Source organism: Acinetobacter sp. YQ_14, assembly GCF_043102985.1.
In the GTDB taxonomy this organism is placed as follows: Bacteria; Pseudomonadota; Gammaproteobacteria; order Pseudomonadales; family Moraxellaceae; genus Acinetobacter; species Acinetobacter venetianus.
In genome coordinates this window covers 230839-248185 of the sequence record NZ_JBICJJ010000024.1, presented here as the reverse complement: position 1 = coordinate 248185, position 17347 = coordinate 230839, and the positions used below count along the sequence as shown (strand labels likewise).

Below are 17347 nucleotides of genomic sequence, written 5' to 3'. Positions count from 1 at the left end.
GACTTTATCCAATCATACCAATGATCAAGCAATATTGCTTATACCATTAGCTAAGCTCGTCACTTAACTGCATTGCTTCAGTTAGTGCTTCATGTAAGCGAGCGACAGAAATGATCTGAACTCCCTCAATTGATTTTTGAGGTGCGTTGCCTCTAGGTAGAATCACATACTTAAAGCCATGCTTTGCTGCTTCTTTTAAACGTTCTTGTCCATTCGGTACAGGACGGATCTCTCCTGATAAGCCCACTTCACCGAAGACAGCTAATTGTTGTGGTAGTGCTTTACCGCGAAGACTGGAGGCACATGCGAGTAAGACCGCGAGATCGGAGCCTGTCTCAGTAATTTTTAAACCACCGACGACATTGACATAAACATCTTGTCCTGAAGTTTGTACGCCACCATGACGATGCATTACTGCGAGCAGCATATTGAGACGATTCTGCTCTAAACCAAGTGCAACGCGTCGAGGTTGTCCGTGAGCATCATCTACCAACGCTTGTACTTCGACTAATAAAGGACGCGTACCTTCACGGCTAATCATGACGATTGAACCCGGAATTGCTTCATCATATCGACTGAGGAAAATAGCAGAAGGATTGGCAACTTCACGAAGCCCTTTATCGGTCATACCGAATACGCCGAGTTCATTGACTGCACCAAAACGATTTTTTACTGCACGAATCATGCGATATCGCGAGTCAGATTGCCCCTCAAAATACAACACACAGTCAACCATATGTTCGAGTACGCGAGGACCTGCTAAAGCACCTTCTTTGGTCACATGACCAACGATGAATAGTGCTGTTCCGCTATTTTTTGCAAAGCGCGTCAGCAGGGCTGCTGACTCACGGATTTGAGAAACACCACCCGGAGCTGATTGTAAGGTTTCTGTGTATAAGGTTTGAATCGAATCTAAAATAGCAACGGCAGGTCGTTCATGTGCTAATACTTCACAAATCCGTTCAACACAGGTTTCTGCCATAACCTTGAGTTGATCTGTTGGTAAGTCTAAACGTTGTGCTCGAAGAGCAACTTGGGAAAGTGATTCTTCTCCTGTGACATAGAGTGCAGAACTCTTTGCTGCGGCCATGTGCGTTGCTGTTTGCAATAAAATTGTAGACTTTCCAATCCCCGGATCACCACCAATTAGCACAACAGAGCCTGTGACTAAACCACCACCGAGTACGCGATCAAATTCTCCGATACCTGTTGCAAGACGTGTTTCATGTGAAACTGAAACTTGATTTAATGTTGTAATGCTTGCTGCTTGACCAGCATAGCCACCGCCCAACTTAGTTTGACCGCGATGCGTCACCACTGGTTCGATACGCACTTCAACGAGACTATTCCACTCGCCACATTCAGTGCATTGCCCAGCCCATTTTGGATGATCTGCACCACATTGTTCACAGCGGTAAACTGTTTTAACTTTTGCCATATTTTAAATTGAAAATTTTCTATAAATTAGTTAAAAAGTATAGTAATTACGAAAACGATGCGTCGAGTCCATTTTTCTGAATAAGGAATAAAGAAAAAGGGCGTTTTTCGTAACTCATTGGTTAAAGGGAAGTGCTCAGAAAAATAACATGATATAAGACTTTTACAAGTAAGATACAGTGTGTTTTTGAGTCAAAATATTCGTTCAATTCACTTTTACCATGGAAGGTCTGCGAGCAGTTGTTCAATTCTTGTCATATAGCGCAGGTTGAATGGCATAGATATTGCTCCTGCTCAGACAAATGAAAATATATCATTTGCTATATTTTCAAATTATATAAAAAGGTTGATGTTTATGAGTGCAGCAGAAATTGTTGATTGGGTAAATGGAATTATTTGGAGCAAAGCTCTAATCTATTTATGTTTAGGTGCAGGTTTATTTTTCTCGGTTTTAACGCGATTTGTCCAAGTCCGACAGATCAAAGAAATGATGAAGCTTCTGATAAATGGATCTTCATCAGCACAAGGTATTTCATCGTTTCAGGCACTGGCAGTTTCGCTTTCAGGACGTGTGGGTGTAGGTAATATTGCTGGGGTTGCCGCAGCAATTGGTTTTGGTGGTCCGGGCGCTGTATTTTGGATGTGGGTTGTTGCCTTTTTAGGTGCGAGTACAGCTTATGTCGAATCAACCTTAGGTCAAATTTATAAAGTTGAATATCAAGGTCAGTATCGTGGTGGGCCTGCGTTCTATTTCGATAAAGGTTTGGGACAACGTTGGTTAGGTATTCTCTTCGCCATCGCTGCAATTATCTCTTGTGGTTTATTCCTACCGGGTATCCAAGCAAATGCAGTTGGTAATGCCTTTACTCAGATTACGGGTGAAGGTGCAGTCGTATTTGCTGGGATCGGTGCTTATAAACTATTAGCTCTGGTTGTGATTGTGACACTGTTAGCCATCATTATTTTTGGTGGTATTAAGCGTATCGCACGTTTCGCAGAGTTTGTTGTTCCATTCATGGCTGTTGGTTATATCTTGATGGCGCTTGTGATTGTGTTTATGAATATTCATGAACTTCCTGGCGTAATCAAAATGATCTTTGCTGATGCATTCTCTCCAATGGCAGGTATTGGTGCTGCAATTGGTTGGGGTGTAAAACGTGGTGTTTACTCAAACGAAGCGGGTCAGGGTACTGGTCCACATGCAGCCGCAGCCGCTGAAGTTCAACATCCTGCACAACAAGGTTTTGTCCAAGCATTCTCTGTGTATGTAGATACCTTATTTGTATGTTCAGCAACAGCATTTATGATCCTCATTACGGGTATGTATAACGTACAAGGAACTTTAGAAGCTGGAAGCTTTATTGTACAAAACGTAGGTGCAACGATTGAGATTGGTTCTCCTGCATTCACTCAAATGGCTGTAAGCACTGTATTCGGTGGTTTTGGTCAAATCTTTGTTGCATTAGCGGTATTCTTCTTTGCGTTCACAACAATCGTTGCGTATTACTATATTGCTGAAACCAACATTACTTATCTTAGCTATATCATGAAGATGCCATCATTAATGTTCATAACTAAGTGCTTCATTATGATTTCAGTAATTTATGGTGTGATTAGTGCGACAGGTTATATCTGGGGTATTGGTGATATCGGCGTAGGTTTAATGGCTTGGATTAATATCATTGGTATTATCTTGACCTATTTCATCTGGAAGCCAACCATGAAAGCATTGAAAGACTATGAACAACAGCAGAAAGCTGGCGTAAAAGAGTTTACTTTCGATCCAGTGAAATTAGGTATCCGTAATGCAACTTACTGGGAAGAACGTTTAAAGAAACAACAAAAGAATGACTAAATATTGAATGATTCATTCAGTAAAACTTAAAAAAGCAGCCATATAGGCTGCTTTTTTATTGTCAATATTCGGATTTTCTAAAAACTGCTGTGTCAAAAAAGTGCATTGTATTGCTCCATTCTTGTGCGTATTATCGATGCCCATTGTATCTCCCATGAAATATTGAGTAATACACACAAAGAATTGGTTAGCTGGAAACTTGTCGAAAATACTCAGCAGAAAAGATGCCTATAAATGGTGCAAGATTATTTTTGGTTTGGCTCTGAGCTAGCTCACTAAGAATACTGGAGCGTTTTTGTAAAAATGTCGAATCAAAATCTGAGTGAGTCTGTAGAACAAGACGGACTTCACCGTAGCTTATCCAATCGACATCTACAGTTGATTGCGATTGGCGGAGCAATCGGAACGGGATTGTTTATGGGGTCAGGTAAAACAATTAGTTTAGCTGGTCCATCTATTCTGTTTATTTACATGATGATTGGTTTGATGGTGTTCTTCGTAATGCGTGCATTAGGAGAATTATTATTATCCAACTTAAATTATAAATCCTTCATCGACTTATCTACTGATTTAATTGGGCCTTGGGCTGGTTATTTTGTGGGTTGGACCTACTGGCTTTGTTGGGTCACGATTGGTATTGCAGATTTATCCGCAATTATTTATTACCTTGAGTTTTTCAATGGTGGTGAATCTTTTGGTGCAGCAGAAGGATTATTGATTAGTACGGTTGCCATTCTATTCGTACTTGGTTTGAACCTTGTCACTGTCAAATTATTCGGTGAGATGGAGTTTTGGTTTGCGATGGTCAAAATCACAGCAATTATTGTGTTGATCGCTGTGGGCTTATGGATGATATTTACAGGTTTTACTAATAATTTAGGAACAACGGCAAGTGTCAGTAATTTGTGGACACATGGTGGTTTATTTCCTAAAGGATTGGATGGGTTCTTAGCTGGTTTCCAGATCGCAATTTTCGCCTTTGTTGGGGTGGAGTTGGTGGGTACAACGGCAGCTGAAACACAAGATCCGAAACGAAATCTTCCTAAAGCAATTAACTCGATTCCAATTCGTATCATTATTTTTTATGTGTTGGCCTTGTTCGTTGTCATGTGTGTTACACCTTGGGATCAAATCAATCCAAAAGTTAGTCCCTTTGTAAACATCTTCTCTCAAGCGGGTATTGCTTCTGCGGCGATTATTATGAATTTGGTGGTATTGTCTTCGGTAATGTCATCGATGAATAGTGGCGTATTTTCTACAAGTCGCATGTTGTTTGGTTTATCTATAGACCGCCAAGCACCAAAGTTATTCGGTAAGTTGTCTAAGTCTGCTGTACCAGCCAAAGCATTGATTTTCTCATCAATCTGTATCTTCATTGGTGCATTCGTACAATTTGTCTATAAGTTGAAAACGGGAACAAATGATGAAGTCACAGCATTTACCTTAGCGACGACTTTATCAACGATTCTGTTTATATGTGTTTGGATGATTATTATGTGGAGTTATATTAACTACCGTAAGAATCGTCCTGAGCTTCATGCACAATCGACATTTAAGCTTCCTGGTGGAATTGCAACCTGTTGGGTTGTGATCGTATTTTTCCTTGCAACGATTTATTTCCTTGCTTTGGATGAGACCACTTTAGAGGCGTTAAAAGTCAGTCCAATTTGGTTTGTAGTATTGATCATTGGTTATTTTTTTGCGAAAAAGAAATAGGCAGAAACATTCGATAAGAAAAAAACGCCAGCATAAGTTGGCGTTTTTTTATGTTTGGTCTTTAGCCAATCTTATGATCACGCTATACTGCTGCGAATTGTAAAAGTTAGGTGCTCAGATGCTTAAAGTCATTTGTTCGATCAGTTTATTACTGAGCAGTATCGTGTTAACAGCATGTGGTCAATCAGGTGCATTGCAATTACCATCTGATCCAAATCATGACAAACGTGCCAAATATCTGCTTTATAAAAATGAAGCATCTCAAAGTAAAGCTTCATCTGATGTAATTACAGAAGATCAGAACACAGCTTCGACGACTCAATCACAGACAATCTCACCTTAAGTTTGTAAATAAGGACATCTTCATGGGTTTCACTCGCATTAATGGAGTATTGCATGCTGAGCAATGTTCATTAGATCAGCTCGCACAGCAATTTGGCACACCTTTATATGTTTATTCAAAAGCAACTTTGGAGAAGCATTATTTAGATATGCATCGTGCTTTTGATTTCATTGATCATCAAATCTGTTTTGCGGTGAAGTCAAACTCAAACTTAGCTGTTCTGAATGTTTTAGCAAAATTAGGCGCTGGTTTTGACATCGTTACAGGTGGTGAGCTAGCTCGTGTACTTGCGGCTGGCGGTGATCCTGCAAAAATTGTCTTTTCTGGTTTGGGTAAATCAGAATCAGATATTGAAAATGCATTAAATGTTGGTATTGCTTGTTTCAATGTGGAATCACATGCCGAGCTTGATCGTATTCAAAAAGTTGCGGCAAAACTGGGTAAAAAAGCGCCAATTTCTTTACGTGTGAATCCAGATGTTGATGCAAAAACACATCCCTATATTTCGACTGGTTTAAAAGAAAATAAGTTTGGTATTCCGAGTGATACGGTAGATCAAACCTATCAATATGCTGCATCTTTGCCAAATTTAGATATTGTCGGAATTGATTGTCATATCGGCTCACAATTAACAGAAACAAAGCCCTTTGTGGATGCGCTTGATCGTGTTGTCGTGATGATTGAGCAGTTAAAAAAATTAGGTATCAATCTCAAACACATTGATATCGGTGGTGGCTTGGGTGTTCGCTATAAAGATGAAACGCCGCCAAGCGTTGCAGAATATGCAAACTCGATGCGTCCAGTATTAGAACAACTCGGTTTAAAAGTTTATATGGAACCGGGACGTAGTATTTCTGCCAATGCAGGTGCATTACTCACCAAGGTAGATTTATTAAAACCGACCAATCATCGTAACTTTGCTATTATTGATGCCGCAATGAATGACTTGATTCGTCCATCTTTATATGAAGCTTGGATGGATATTCAATCAGTTAACCCAAATCCTGAAGTTGAAACAAAGACGTGGGACTTGGTTGGTGCAATCTGTGAGACTGGCGATTTCTTGGGTAAAGAGCGTGATTTAGCACTACAAGAAAATGATGTTCTTGCAGTATTGGGTGCAGGTGCTTACGGTTTTGTGATGAGCTCAAATTATAATACGCGTGGTCGTGCTGCTGAGATTATGGTCAGCGGTGATCAAGCCTATTTAATTCGTGAGCGTGAAACAATAGAATCTCTTTGGGAAAAAGAGCGTTTATTGCCTGAGGAGTAAATTGAGATGTATTTAGAATTTACCAAAATGCATGGTCTGGGCAATGACTTTATGGTCGTTGACCTTGTCACCCAGCGAGCTTATTTAGATACAGTCACGATTCAACGTTTGGCTGATCGTCACTTCGGCGTTGGTTTTGACCAGCTTCTGATTGTAGAACCACCTGATTTACCTGATGTTGATTTTAAATATCGTATTTTTAATGCAGATGGTTTTGAAGTAGAGCAATGTGGTAACGGCGTGCGTTGTTTTGCGCGTTTTGTACATGAGCGTCAACTCACGACCAAAACCAAAATTCGCGTACAAACTAAGGCTGGCATCGTTGAACCTGAATTAGGTGCGAACGGTTGGGTTCGAGTGAATATGGGCTATCCAAAGTTCTTGCCGCAGGAAATTCCTTTTGTTGCGGAAGAAAATGAAGATGCTGAAGGTTTGTATTCATTGGCTTTAGCTGAAGAGAAGAGCATTAACATAGATGTCGTGAATATGGGAAACCCCCATGCGGTGACGATTGTTTCTGATGTACTGACTGCTGATGTTGCCAAAATTGGTCCGCAAGTTGAGTCTCATGTTCGTTTTCCTGAACGTGTTAACGCTGGATTTATGCAAATCTTGAATGAAAAACAAGTGCGACTCCGTGTATTTGAGCGTGGCGTTGGTGAAACATTGGCATGTGGTACAGGTGCTTGTGCGGCTGCGGTCAGTGGTATGCGCCGTGGTTTACTTGCCAATGAGGTTGAAGTTCAACTGGCTGGTGGAAAACTACATATTGCTTGGCGTGAAGGTGATGTGGTTTGGATGACAGGCCCAACCACGCATGTTTATGATGCCCGTTTGGATTTAAGGTATTTCCAAGGCTAGCAAAATTATGTTAATACTAGCTATGCTTATTAAGTTAGTATTAACACTTTTAGCAGGGTAAGAAATGGAATTAAAAAAAATTAAATTCTTCTTGGGATTGTCATTTTTATGGCTAAGCTTAAATATTAATGCTCAAGAAGTAATTTATAAAAATGTAAAAATTAACTTTTCAGAAGAATGGAAAACTCAAGAAAATACTCAAAAACAATTAATAGCATTTTCACCTGAAAAAGATACTTTGATTCTTTCAGTTGTATACCCTCCAACAGTTAATGATGGACAAAGAGCATTAATTGTCGCTCAAAACTCAATTGATGCTTTAGAGAATATAATTCCTAATGTTCAAGTCATTGAGCGAGAAAAGCTAGTGACATCAGCGAATGGTATACCTGTTCAGTTTACTCAATATCTCTATAAAGTTTCTGAAGAAACAAGATTTTTAATTGGTGCAACAATAGCTACAAATGCAGGGATTGTATTAATCACGTTTGAAGGAAAAGGGGATGATAAACAGAGTGTTGATGAATTTAATAATATTATAAACCACATAAGAATTAGTAAACCAGAAGCTGGTTTACTGTTTAATCAAGGTGACATTTTGCAATAATAAGGTGCATCTATTTATGTATACTGAAATTGCTTGATAAAATTTCTAATTTGCATTGGTTAAATTGAATTATATCTTTTACTGAATGCGAGTTTTAAAGCAAATAAAATAAAAATGCTGCCTGTGATGCGATCCATATACTGAATAAATTTAGGTCGTTTTAAATAACTAGAGACTGACTGCATTGCTGCAATTAAGAAAATAGACCAAATAAAACCCAATACGACATGGATAGAGACGAGACCCATCGTCCAAATTACTGGAGAAGAGGATGGAGGGATGAATTGTGGAAGAAAAGAAATATAGAAAATACCAACTTTGGGATTCAATAAATTTCCCCAAAACCCTCGTATGAACCAATTTTGAGTTACTGCTATTTCATTGATATTTGCAAGTTGAGTACGTGGTTTTAAAATAAGATTGAGACCTAACCAAGCAAGATAAATTGCTCCAGCCCACTTCAATACATTGAAGGCAAGATCAGACGTCATCAACAGCGCACCTAAACCACAGGCCACAATAATACCCCATGCGACACAACCTAAATTTATTCCTAAAGCAGCTTGAAAAGCTTTCGCTCGACCTTCCAGTGTTGCTGTTCGGATAATCAATGTTGTATCCAATCCAGGCGTGATGGTAAGTACCGTGATTGCAATCAAATATGGAATAAGTATCGTTGACATTTTGGGGGCGCTCAGTAAAGCTTGAATTCGATTGTATTACATCAATAATGATTCTTGGAGTGCTGTTAGCGCTATTTAGGAAATATTTGTTAGACTTTAATAATAGGTGATTCAGGTCAGAATGGAGAGCGAATTGGAAGCCCCAGAAAAACTGCTGTCCATGTGGTTAAAAGAACGAATTATTCAAAATCAGTCTGAACATACGATTTCAGCCTATCAACGTGATCTAACTGACTTTTTTAAATTTTGTGAAAATAAGCAATTAAATTTGCAAGATGTTGAAGCTTCAGACCTGAGAGAGTATTTAGCGGCACGTGTTGAGCGTGACCAATTGAGTTCAAGCAGTTTACAGCGTCATTTAACCTCTATTCGTCAGTTTATGAAGTGGGCAGAGCAAGGTCAGTATTTAGCACAAAATCCATCAGAAGACTTTAAGTTAAAACGCCAGCCAAGACCTTTACCGGGGCTAATTGATATCGAAACGGTTCATCAAATATTAGATCAGGCTTTGCCTGAAAAACCGATAGAGCAGCAACTTTGGGCAAGAGATAAAGCAATATTGGAATTATTGTATTCAAGCGGTCTGCGTTTGGCTGAGTTGCAAGGATTAACCGTTAAAGATATTGATTTCAATAGACAGCTTTTACGGATCACAGGTAAAGGAAATAAAACGAGAATAGTTCCCTTCGGTTCCCCAGCAAAACAAAGCTTGATTGATTGGCTGAAGATTTATCGTATTTGGCAAGGTAACTTCACTGCTGAATCAGCGGTTTTTATTTCTCAACGGGGTCATGCATTAACACCTCGGCAGATTGAAAATCGAGTTAAGCTGCAAGCGCAACGCGCTGGTGTAAATATCGATTTACATCCACATTTATTAAGACATTGTTTTGCCAGTCATATGCTGTCAGCCAGTGGGGACTTACGTTCAGTACAAGAAATGCTAGGACATAGCAATTTATCGACCACGCAAATTTATACACATGTCGACTTTGATCAGTTGGCAAAAGTATACGATCAGACACATCCACGGGCGCAAAAGAATGAACACTAAAAAACAGCCACAATTATTAGATCAAGTCGAATTTAGGCAATGTTGTGAATTAATTGATGAGATTTTGCAAGATTATCGAGCAGTTATAAATCAAAGCTATCAAGGTTATTTAAATCACTGTAAGCGTGTGGCGGCATGTTGTTTGATGTTAAGTAAGGATGACAGTAACGAAACACTGCGTAAAATTGCTATTGCTGCGGCTTTTCATGATATTGGTATATGGACTGCACACACTATTGATTATATCGAACCTTCGGTTGAGGAAATGCAGCAATATCTTGTATCAAATGAGTTGTTAATGTGGGAAAAAGAAATCACATTAATGATTACTGAGCATCATAAGGTCACTAAGGCTGAATGTTCTGAATATCATTTAGTTGAAAAATTTCGACGGGCTGATTATGCCGATTTCACACTTGGGTTAGTTCGATCAAATATTCCATTCAGTGAATTTCATAAATTGACAAGAGAATTCCCAAATAATGGTTTTCATAAGACCTTAGTTTATTTGGGAATAAAACGCCTATTGCAAAAACCATGGAGCCCACTACCGATGTTTAAATGGTAGCTAGAACTTATGATTGTGCTTTAGATAAACTTTGAACGATACATTATGTTTCAAATGCGGTTGATTAATAATCAGCTGTATACACACTTTATCGTTAGAGAATGTTTAATTCGTGTTCTTACTTTTTTGCCAAGTTTTAGTAAAATGAAAAATGTGTTCAAGCATAAGTCAAAATGATTAATTGGGGTTTTAAGCATTAAATCAATTTTGTGTTTTTTAGATCATTGAATTTATTAAAATATTAAATAAATCAAAGCATAATAATTTTAATTTAATTGTTCTGAATTGCGTTTATCAAACTCAACTTTTATTTAGTGAACTGAGCATTTCATCTTTTTTACAAGCATAGCGGAAATTCTGACTTGACCGAAATGCCAAATACATTGCAAGATAGGGCACCTAAAAAGTTTCAATCGAAGAGTTAGAATACTCTTCACTACATTTACTTGCTTAGAACAGCCGAGGATTACATGAAGGCTCTTGTTGCTGTAAAACGTGTGGTTGATGCCAACGTTAAAGTTCGTGTTAAGCCGGACAATAGTGGGGTTGACCTTACCAACGTTAAGATGTCAATTAACCCATTCTGTGAAATCGCAGTGGAAGAAGCGGTTCGCTTAAAAGAAAAAGGAACGGTTTCAGAAATCGTTGTTGTTTCAGTGGGTTCTAAAGACGCGCAAGAACAAATTCGTTCTGCAATGGCTTTAGGTGCTGACCGTGGTATTTTAGTTGAAACTGCAGATGAAGTTGGCGCTTTAGAAGTTGCTAAGATTCTTAAAGGCGTTGTTGATGCTGAAAAACCAGAACTTATTCTTCTTGGTAAACAAGCAATCGATGATGACTCTAACCAAGTAGGTCAAATGCTTGGTGCTTTACTTGGTGCAGGTCAAGGTACTTTCGCATCTGAAGTTAAAGTTGATGGCGGTAAAGTTCAAGTTACTCGTGAAATCGACGGTGGTTTACAAACTGTTGAGCTTGCACTTCCTGCAATCATCACAACTGACTTACGTTTGAATGAGCCACGTTATGCTGCTCTTCCAAACATCATGAAAGCTCGTAAGAAGCCTCTTGATACTAAAACTCCAGCTGATTACGGCGTTGCAACTGGCACTAAGCTTAAAACTGTTAAGGTTGAAGCACCTGCTGAACGTAAAGCTGGCGTACAAGTGAAGTCTGTAGACGAGCTTGTTGAAAAATTGAAAAATGAAGCGAAAGTGATCTAAGGGAGTAAAATCATGAGTATTTTAGTTATCGCAGATCACAACAACCAAACTTTGAATGGTGCAACTTTAAACGTTGTTGCAGCAGCTCAAAAAATTGGTGGTGACATTACTGTATTAGTTGCTGGTTCTGGCGCTCAAGCAGTTGCTGACGCTGCTGCTAAAGTTGCTGGTGTGAGCAAAGTATTGCTTGCTGACAATGCTGCTTATGCTAACCAACTTGCTGAAAACGTTGCTGGCTTAGTTGCTGACATCGCGAAAGGTGGTTACAAATACGTATTAGCTGCTTCTACAACGACTGGTAAGAACCTTCTTCCACGTGTTGCTGCGCTTCTTGACGTAAGCATGATTACAGACATCATTGCTGTAGAATCTGCAAATACGTTTAAGCGTCCTATCTATGCAGGTAACGCGATCGCAACTGTTCAATCTGACGAAGCAATTATCGTTGGTACAGTTCGTGGTACTGCATTTGATGCGGTTGCTGCTGAAGGTGGTTCTGCTGCAGTTGAAGCTGTTGCTGAAGCAAACGATGCTGGTATTTCTAAGTTTGTTAGCGAAGAAATCGTTAAACTTGATCGTCCAGAATTAACTGCTGCTCGTATCGTAGTTTCTGGTGGTCGTGGTGTAGGTTCTGGTGAGAACTACCATAAAGTACTTGACCCATTAGCTGATAAGCTTGGTGCAGCACAAGGTGCTTCACGTGCTGCGGTTGATGCTGGTTTCGTACCAAACGACTTCCAAGTTGGTCAAACTGGTAAAATCGTTGCGCCTGATCTTTACATGGCGATCGGTATCTCTGGTGCGATCCAGCATTTAGCTGGTATGAAAGATTCTAAAGTTATTGTTGCGATCAACAAAGACGAAGAAGCGCCAATCAACAGCGTTGCTGACTACTGGTTAGTTGGTGATTTGAACACTGTTGTACCAGAATTGGTATCTAAACTTTAATTCTTTGAATTAAGTTGAAAAACGCTCCGAAAGGAGCGTTTTTTTATGATTAAAAAAATCTGAATAATATGTATCGCGTCCTAAATTCTATTATCAAATTAAGTTATTGTTTTAATCTTAAAGTGTACTTGTTAGTACACTTTTGCTAAAATTAGCTTTTATCCAATTTGGATAGGTTATCTCCTGATGAAATTTGATATGCGCTTTGATGCTAAGGCGCTATTTTTGCTTAGTTTAGTATTGCTTACTCTCCTGATCTCTATTACAAAAGTTGAGTGGTTGTTGACGTGGAATGTACATTTAATCGAGGATGTGCAAGCTTTAATCTTACTTCTATGTGTGCCTTTTACTTGGTTCTATATGAAGCCTAAAAGCTTATCAGATCAAAAGAAATGGTTTTGGATGTGGGCTATCGCATGGTGGTTTATGTTTTTTGGGCGGAGTATCAGTTGGGGACGTGATTTTTTTCCTGATGTTGCAAAGATTTACTTTAGAGCCATCTCTGTGGTTGTGATTGCACCAGTCGTATTTATGCTTTTCTCATCGAAATTACGTGCTGAGATTGCGTATAAAGTACGCTTTGTCAGGTTTCCATTTTGGTATTTAATGATAGCAATCGTATCTTTATTTTTCGCCGACTGTGTCGAGCATCATCGTCTTATTGGTTCATGGCTATTGACTGATCTAGCGAGCCAAGATGTTGTAGAAGAATTATATGAAACACCATTTATTTTTGCGTTATTTTCTGCTGCTCTTTTCTTTATGCAGCAAGATCGACCAGTTGAGGTTGATATGGCAATGGTGTGTACGGAATCTAACTAAGATTTAAAAAGCCTGCAGCTATTGTTCTAGATTAGTGGGCTTTAAAATCTATATTGCAATCCTAGGAATCATTATTTTCACAAGCCGTTTTGTTTATATTTTAATCAAATTGGGTCTTTAATTATTCGTATCTTTTCCAATCCAATTCAATGTTTTTAACTTGTTAATTCTAATAAACTTTTTATTGTAAAAAAATGCTATTTTCCGATTGCTGTACTCCCCGTTTATATGACCTTTATGCTATAATTTTTCGCTGTATTTTTTATTTTTAGTTCCAATTTCTGGGCTAAATTTTTGCAAGATTGAAGACATAAAAACAGATAGAAATTTCTATTTGTACACAAGGAGTATGCATGAGCGTATCGGAAATCAGACCGATTGCCATTGAGGACGAACTCAAGCATTCATATTTAGATTACGCGATGAGCGTAATTGTTTCTCGTGCATTGCCAGATGTTAGAGACGGTCTAAAACCTGTTCACCGCCGCGTACTATATGCGATGCATGAATTGGGCAACGATTATAACAAAGCGTACAAAAAGTCTGCTCGTGTTGTCGGGGACGTGATCGGTAAATATCACCCACACGGTGATAGCGCAGTTTATGAAACGATCGTTCGTATGGCGCAAGACTTTAGCTTGCGTTATATGCTTGTTGATGGTCAAGGTAACTTCGGTTCTGTCGATGGGGATAGCGCAGCTGCAATGCGTTACACCGAAGTTCGTATGCAAAAATTAACCCATGAGATTTTGGCTGATCTTGAAAAAGATACGGTTGATTGGGAAGATAACTACGACGGCTCTGAGCGTATTCCTCAAGTGATGCCGACACGTATCCCTAATCTTTTGATTAATGGTACGACAGGTATTGCGGTAGGTATGGCGACCAATATGGCGCCACACAATATGACCGAAGTTGTGAATGCGTGTTTGGCTTATGCAAATAATCCGAATATTTCTGTAGAAGGTTTGATGGAACACATTACTGGTCCAGATTTCCCTACAGGCGGCATTATTTACGGTAAATCAGGTATTGTAGATGCTTACCGTACAGGTAAAGGTCGTTTGCATATTCGCGGTAAATATCACTTTGAAGAAGACCAAAAAACAGGTCGTACCACGATTGTCTTTACTGAGATTCCTTATCAAGTCAACAAAGCAAAAACCATTGAGCGTATTGCTGAGTTAGTGAAAGAAAAGAAACTCGAAGGTATTTCTGAGCTTCGTGATGAGTCTGATAAAGAGGGTATGCGTATTGCCATCGACTTGAAGCGTGGCGAAAACGCTGAAGTTGCAGTCAATAATTTATTCTTGCATACACAGCTACAAAACTCGTTCAGCATCAACATGGTCTGCCTAGACAATGGTCAGCCAAAGTTGATGAACCTAAAAGATATTATTGCGGCATTTATTCGTCACCGCCAAGAGGTTGTGACTCGCCGTACTATGTACGAATTACGTAAGGCTCGTGAACGTGGTCATATCTTAGAAGGTCTAACGGTAGCTTTGGCAAATATCGATGCCATTATTGAAACCATTAAAACATCTGCAAACCCAGCTGAAGCACGTGAGCGTTTGCAAGCGGGTGAGTGGGCTGGCGGTGGTGTTGTTGCATTGCTAGAAAAAGCGGGTGCAATTTCAGTTCGACCTGATGAGATCGAAGGCGAAGATCCTGCACGTCCATTCGGTTTGTCTGGTGATATCTATCGCTTATCACCAACTCAAGTTGGCGCAATCTTAGAATTACGTTTACACCGTTTAACTGGCTTAGAACAAGATAAGTTACACGCAGAATATACTGAGATTCTAGGTCAAATCGCTGAATTAACAGCAATTTTAAATGACTTTAACTTGTTGATGAATGTGATTCGTGAAGAACTTGCCTTGATTTTGCAACAATACGGTGATGGTCGTCGTACTGAGATTGTTGAGTCAGGTATTGATTTCTGCCGTGAAGACTTAATTCCTGAAGAGCAAGTTGTATTAACTGTGTCTCAAACAGGTTATGCAAAAACTCAACCACTTTCTGATTATCAAGCACAACGTCGCGGTGGTCGTGGTAAGTCTGCAACTGCAATGAAAGATGATGACATTATTCAGCATTTAATTGTGGCTTCAAACCATGCAACGGTATTGTGCTTTACCAATGTGGGTAAAGTTTATCGTTTACGTGTGTTTGAAGTACCACAAGCATCTCGCGGTGCTAAAGGTCGTCCAATCATTAATTTACTTCCGCTGGAAGCAAATGAAACCGTAACAGCAATCTTGCCGTTGACGGAGTTCCCTGACAATCACTATGTATTCATGGCGACTGCATCAGGTACGGTAAAACGTGTCGAACTCGCGCAATTTAGTAATGTTCGTTCAAATGGTTTACGTGCGATTGAGCTGAATGAGGAAGATACCTTAATTGGTGTTGCGATTACGGATGGTAATCAGCAGATTATGTTGTTCTCGAATGAAGGTAAGGCGATTCGTTTTGCTGAAACTGATGTTCGTGCAATGGGGCGTACAGCGAAAGGTGTGCGTGGTATGCGTGTAAGTTTTGCAAGCAATACCATCGAAGCTGAAGATGCAGATGTTGAAAATGATGATAGTGATGACAATGATGATTCATCAGATTCGAATTTAATCAGCCGTATCGTTTCATTGGTAGTTGTGCCAGAAACTGGCGAAGTATTGTGTGCATGTGCTAACGGTTATGGTAAACGTACACCTGTAGATGACTTCCCAACTAAGAAACGTGGTGGTAAAGGTGTCATTGCAATTAAGACAAGTGAGCGTAATGGTGAGCTTGTTGGTGCGGTATCAATTGATGAAACCAAAGAACTTATGTTGATTTCTGATGGTGGTACATTGGTACGTACGCGTGCTGCAGAAGTTGCGACGACTGGACGTAATGCTCAAGGTGTTCGTTTAATCCGTTTAAGTGATGCTGAAACACTTGTAGGTGTTGTATCTATTGAAGCTGTAGAAGATGACGAAGAGTTGGATGCTATAGAGGAATCGGTAGAAAATACTGAGCTTGATGCAGCAACTTCTGAAGAAGCAGTACAAGAGCCAAAAGATGATGCAACTGATGCATAATTAATGCCTTAACAAAAAACCCAAAGTCAGCTTTGGGTTTTTTTATGTTTATCACTTTGTTGACTGAGCTTCATATATATTGGTCAATCTAATATTTTTTGTTTTATCGTATAAGATATACTGATATTAAAATAATTGAGAAAATAACCATGACAAAAAACTATGCGCCTATCTATCCACATGATCCAATCGTTGAAATATTTGAAAATATTTATTTATTGAGGGGGAGTATAAAGCTTGGTTTAGGTCTTTTAATGAATCGTAATATGATCATTTTAAAACAAGGGAATGAACTTACCTTAATTAATGCTGTTCGTATGTCTGAATCTGAATTAAAGAAATTAGATAGCTTGGGGCAAGTACGGCATGTTATTCGTTTGGGTGATTTCCATGGTTTGGATGATCAGTTTTATATTGACCGTTATCAAGCACAACTTTGGAGTCAAGCTCAACATGTGAATTATCCCAAGCTTATTCCTCATCAAATGATTCAAGCTGAAATACACCCTCCAATAACAAATTCTGAGTTTTTTATATTTGAACAGGCTACATGTCCTGAAGCAATTTTATTTATTAAGGATAGAAAACTTCTGATTACGGCAGATAGTATTCAACATTGGGGTGATTGGAAATATTTTAGTTTTCTCAGCAAAATTATTATTTATTTAATGGGATTCCGATTGGGTTTATTTATTGGTGGACCTTGGTTAAAGCGAGTGACACCAAAATCAAAAAGCTTAAAAAATGATTTTGAGCGATTGCTGGAACTGGATTTTCAGCATCTAGTTGTGGCACATGGAACTGTTATAGAAAACTTAGCGAAAGAAAAATTGGTGAATGTCGTCAAAAAACAGTTTAGTGGTCAATCATAAAA

16 protein-coding genes are annotated in these 17347 nt (G+C 39.0%); 13 read left to right on the top strand and 3 right to left on the bottom strand.

What is annotated here, in order from left to right:
* Positions 1-46 precede the first annotated feature (46 nt).
* Positions 47-1438, bottom strand: a complete 1392-nt coding sequence (gene radA, locus ACF8D3_RS14410; RefSeq protein WP_004878434.1) for a DNA repair protein RadA — start codon at positions 1436-1438, stop codon at positions 47-49.
* A gap of 354 nt (positions 1439-1792) precedes the next feature.
* Here radA and ACF8D3_RS14405 point away from each other — a divergent pair, with 354 nt between their 5' ends.
* A complete protein-coding gene (locus tag ACF8D3_RS14405) occupies positions 1793-3292 on the top strand; it encodes an alanine/glycine:cation symporter family protein (RefSeq protein WP_392472058.1) in 1500 nt (499 codons plus the stop codon).
* Positions 3293-3304: 12 nt separating this feature from the next.
* Here the strand turns inward: ACF8D3_RS14405 and ACF8D3_RS14400 are convergent, their stop codons facing one another.
* Positions 3305-3436 carry a hypothetical protein gene (locus tag ACF8D3_RS14400; protein ID WP_392472056.1) on the bottom strand — a complete coding sequence of 44 codons (132 nt, stop codon included), beginning with the start codon at positions 3434-3436 and terminating at the stop codon, positions 3305-3307.
* Positions 3437-3595: 159 nt separating this feature from the next.
* On the opposite strand from ACF8D3_RS14400, the gene ACF8D3_RS14395 reads away from it, so the two are divergent.
* The 5 genes from ACF8D3_RS14395 (at position 3596) to ACF8D3_RS14375 (ending at position 8092) form a co-directional block, all read left to right on the top strand.
* On the top strand, positions 3596-5008 hold the full coding sequence (locus ACF8D3_RS14395) for an amino acid permease (protein ID WP_023014248.1): 1413 nt from the start codon (positions 3596-3598) through the stop codon (positions 5006-5008).
* Between the two features lie 118 nt (positions 5009-5126).
* Positions 5127-5351, top strand: a complete 225-nt coding sequence (locus ACF8D3_RS14390) for a lipoprotein (protein WP_392472054.1) — start codon at positions 5127-5129, stop codon at positions 5349-5351.
* 22 nt (positions 5352-5373) lie between these two features.
* Positions 5374-6624 carry a diaminopimelate decarboxylase gene (gene lysA, locus ACF8D3_RS14385; RefSeq protein WP_019384000.1) on the top strand — a complete coding sequence of 417 codons (1251 nt, stop codon included), beginning with the start codon at positions 5374-5376 and terminating at the stop codon, positions 6622-6624.
* Between the two features lie 6 nt (positions 6625-6630).
* Complete coding sequence (dapF, locus tag ACF8D3_RS14380) at positions 6631-7485, top strand: diaminopimelate epimerase (protein WP_392472051.1); 855 nt, start codon at positions 6631-6633, stop codon at positions 7483-7485.
* Between the two features lie 64 nt (positions 7486-7549).
* A complete protein-coding gene (locus ACF8D3_RS14375; RefSeq protein ID WP_392472049.1) occupies positions 7550-8092 on the top strand; it encodes a hypothetical protein in 543 nt (180 codons plus the stop codon).
* Positions 8093-8151: 59 nt separating this feature from the next.
* On the opposite strand, the gene ACF8D3_RS14370 is transcribed toward ACF8D3_RS14375, so the two are convergent.
* The gene (locus tag ACF8D3_RS14370) at positions 8152-8775 is read right to left on the bottom strand and encodes a LysE family translocator (RefSeq protein ID WP_392472047.1); all 624 of its coding nucleotides are present in this window, start codon (positions 8773-8775) and stop codon (positions 8152-8154) included.
* A 160-nt stretch (positions 8776-8935) separates the two neighbouring features.
* Between ACF8D3_RS14370 and xerA the strand changes: the two genes are divergently transcribed.
* The 7 genes from xerA (at position 8936) to ACF8D3_RS14335 (ending at position 17345) form a co-directional block, all read left to right on the top strand.
* On the top strand, positions 8936-9829 hold the full coding sequence (gene xerA / locus ACF8D3_RS14365) for a site-specific tyrosine recombinase/integron integrase (RefSeq protein ID WP_192415315.1): 894 nt from the start codon (positions 8936-8938) through the stop codon (positions 9827-9829).
* A complete protein-coding gene (locus ACF8D3_RS14360; protein ID WP_392472044.1) occupies positions 9819-10397 on the top strand; it encodes an HD domain-containing protein in 579 nt (192 codons plus the stop codon). Before xerA ends, ACF8D3_RS14360 begins: the two co-directional genes overlap by 11 nt.
* A 470-nt stretch (positions 10398-10867) precedes the next feature.
* Positions 10868-11617 (top strand): electron transfer flavoprotein subunit beta/FixA family protein, encoded by a 750-nt coding sequence (locus tag ACF8D3_RS14355; protein ID WP_004878445.1) that lies wholly within the window; start codon positions 10868-10870, stop codon positions 11615-11617.
* 12 nt (positions 11618-11629) lie between these two features.
* The gene (locus ACF8D3_RS14350) at positions 11630-12565 is read left to right on the top strand and encodes an FAD-binding protein (RefSeq protein WP_004640175.1); all 936 of its coding nucleotides are present in this window, start codon (positions 11630-11632) and stop codon (positions 12563-12565) included.
* A gap of 186 nt (positions 12566-12751) precedes the next feature.
* Complete coding sequence (locus ACF8D3_RS14345; RefSeq protein ID WP_392472041.1) at positions 12752-13387, top strand: hypothetical protein; 636 nt, start codon at positions 12752-12754, stop codon at positions 13385-13387.
* 353 nt (positions 13388-13740) lie between these two features.
* Positions 13741-16473, top strand: a complete 2733-nt coding sequence (gyrA, locus tag ACF8D3_RS14340) for a DNA gyrase subunit A (RefSeq protein WP_392472039.1) — start codon at positions 13741-13743, stop codon at positions 16471-16473.
* A gap of 149 nt (positions 16474-16622) precedes the next feature.
* The gene (locus ACF8D3_RS14335; RefSeq protein ID WP_392472037.1) at positions 16623-17345 is read left to right on the top strand and encodes a hypothetical protein; all 723 of its coding nucleotides are present in this window, start codon (positions 16623-16625) and stop codon (positions 17343-17345) included.
* The last annotated feature ends 2 nt before the right edge of the window (positions 17346-17347 follow it).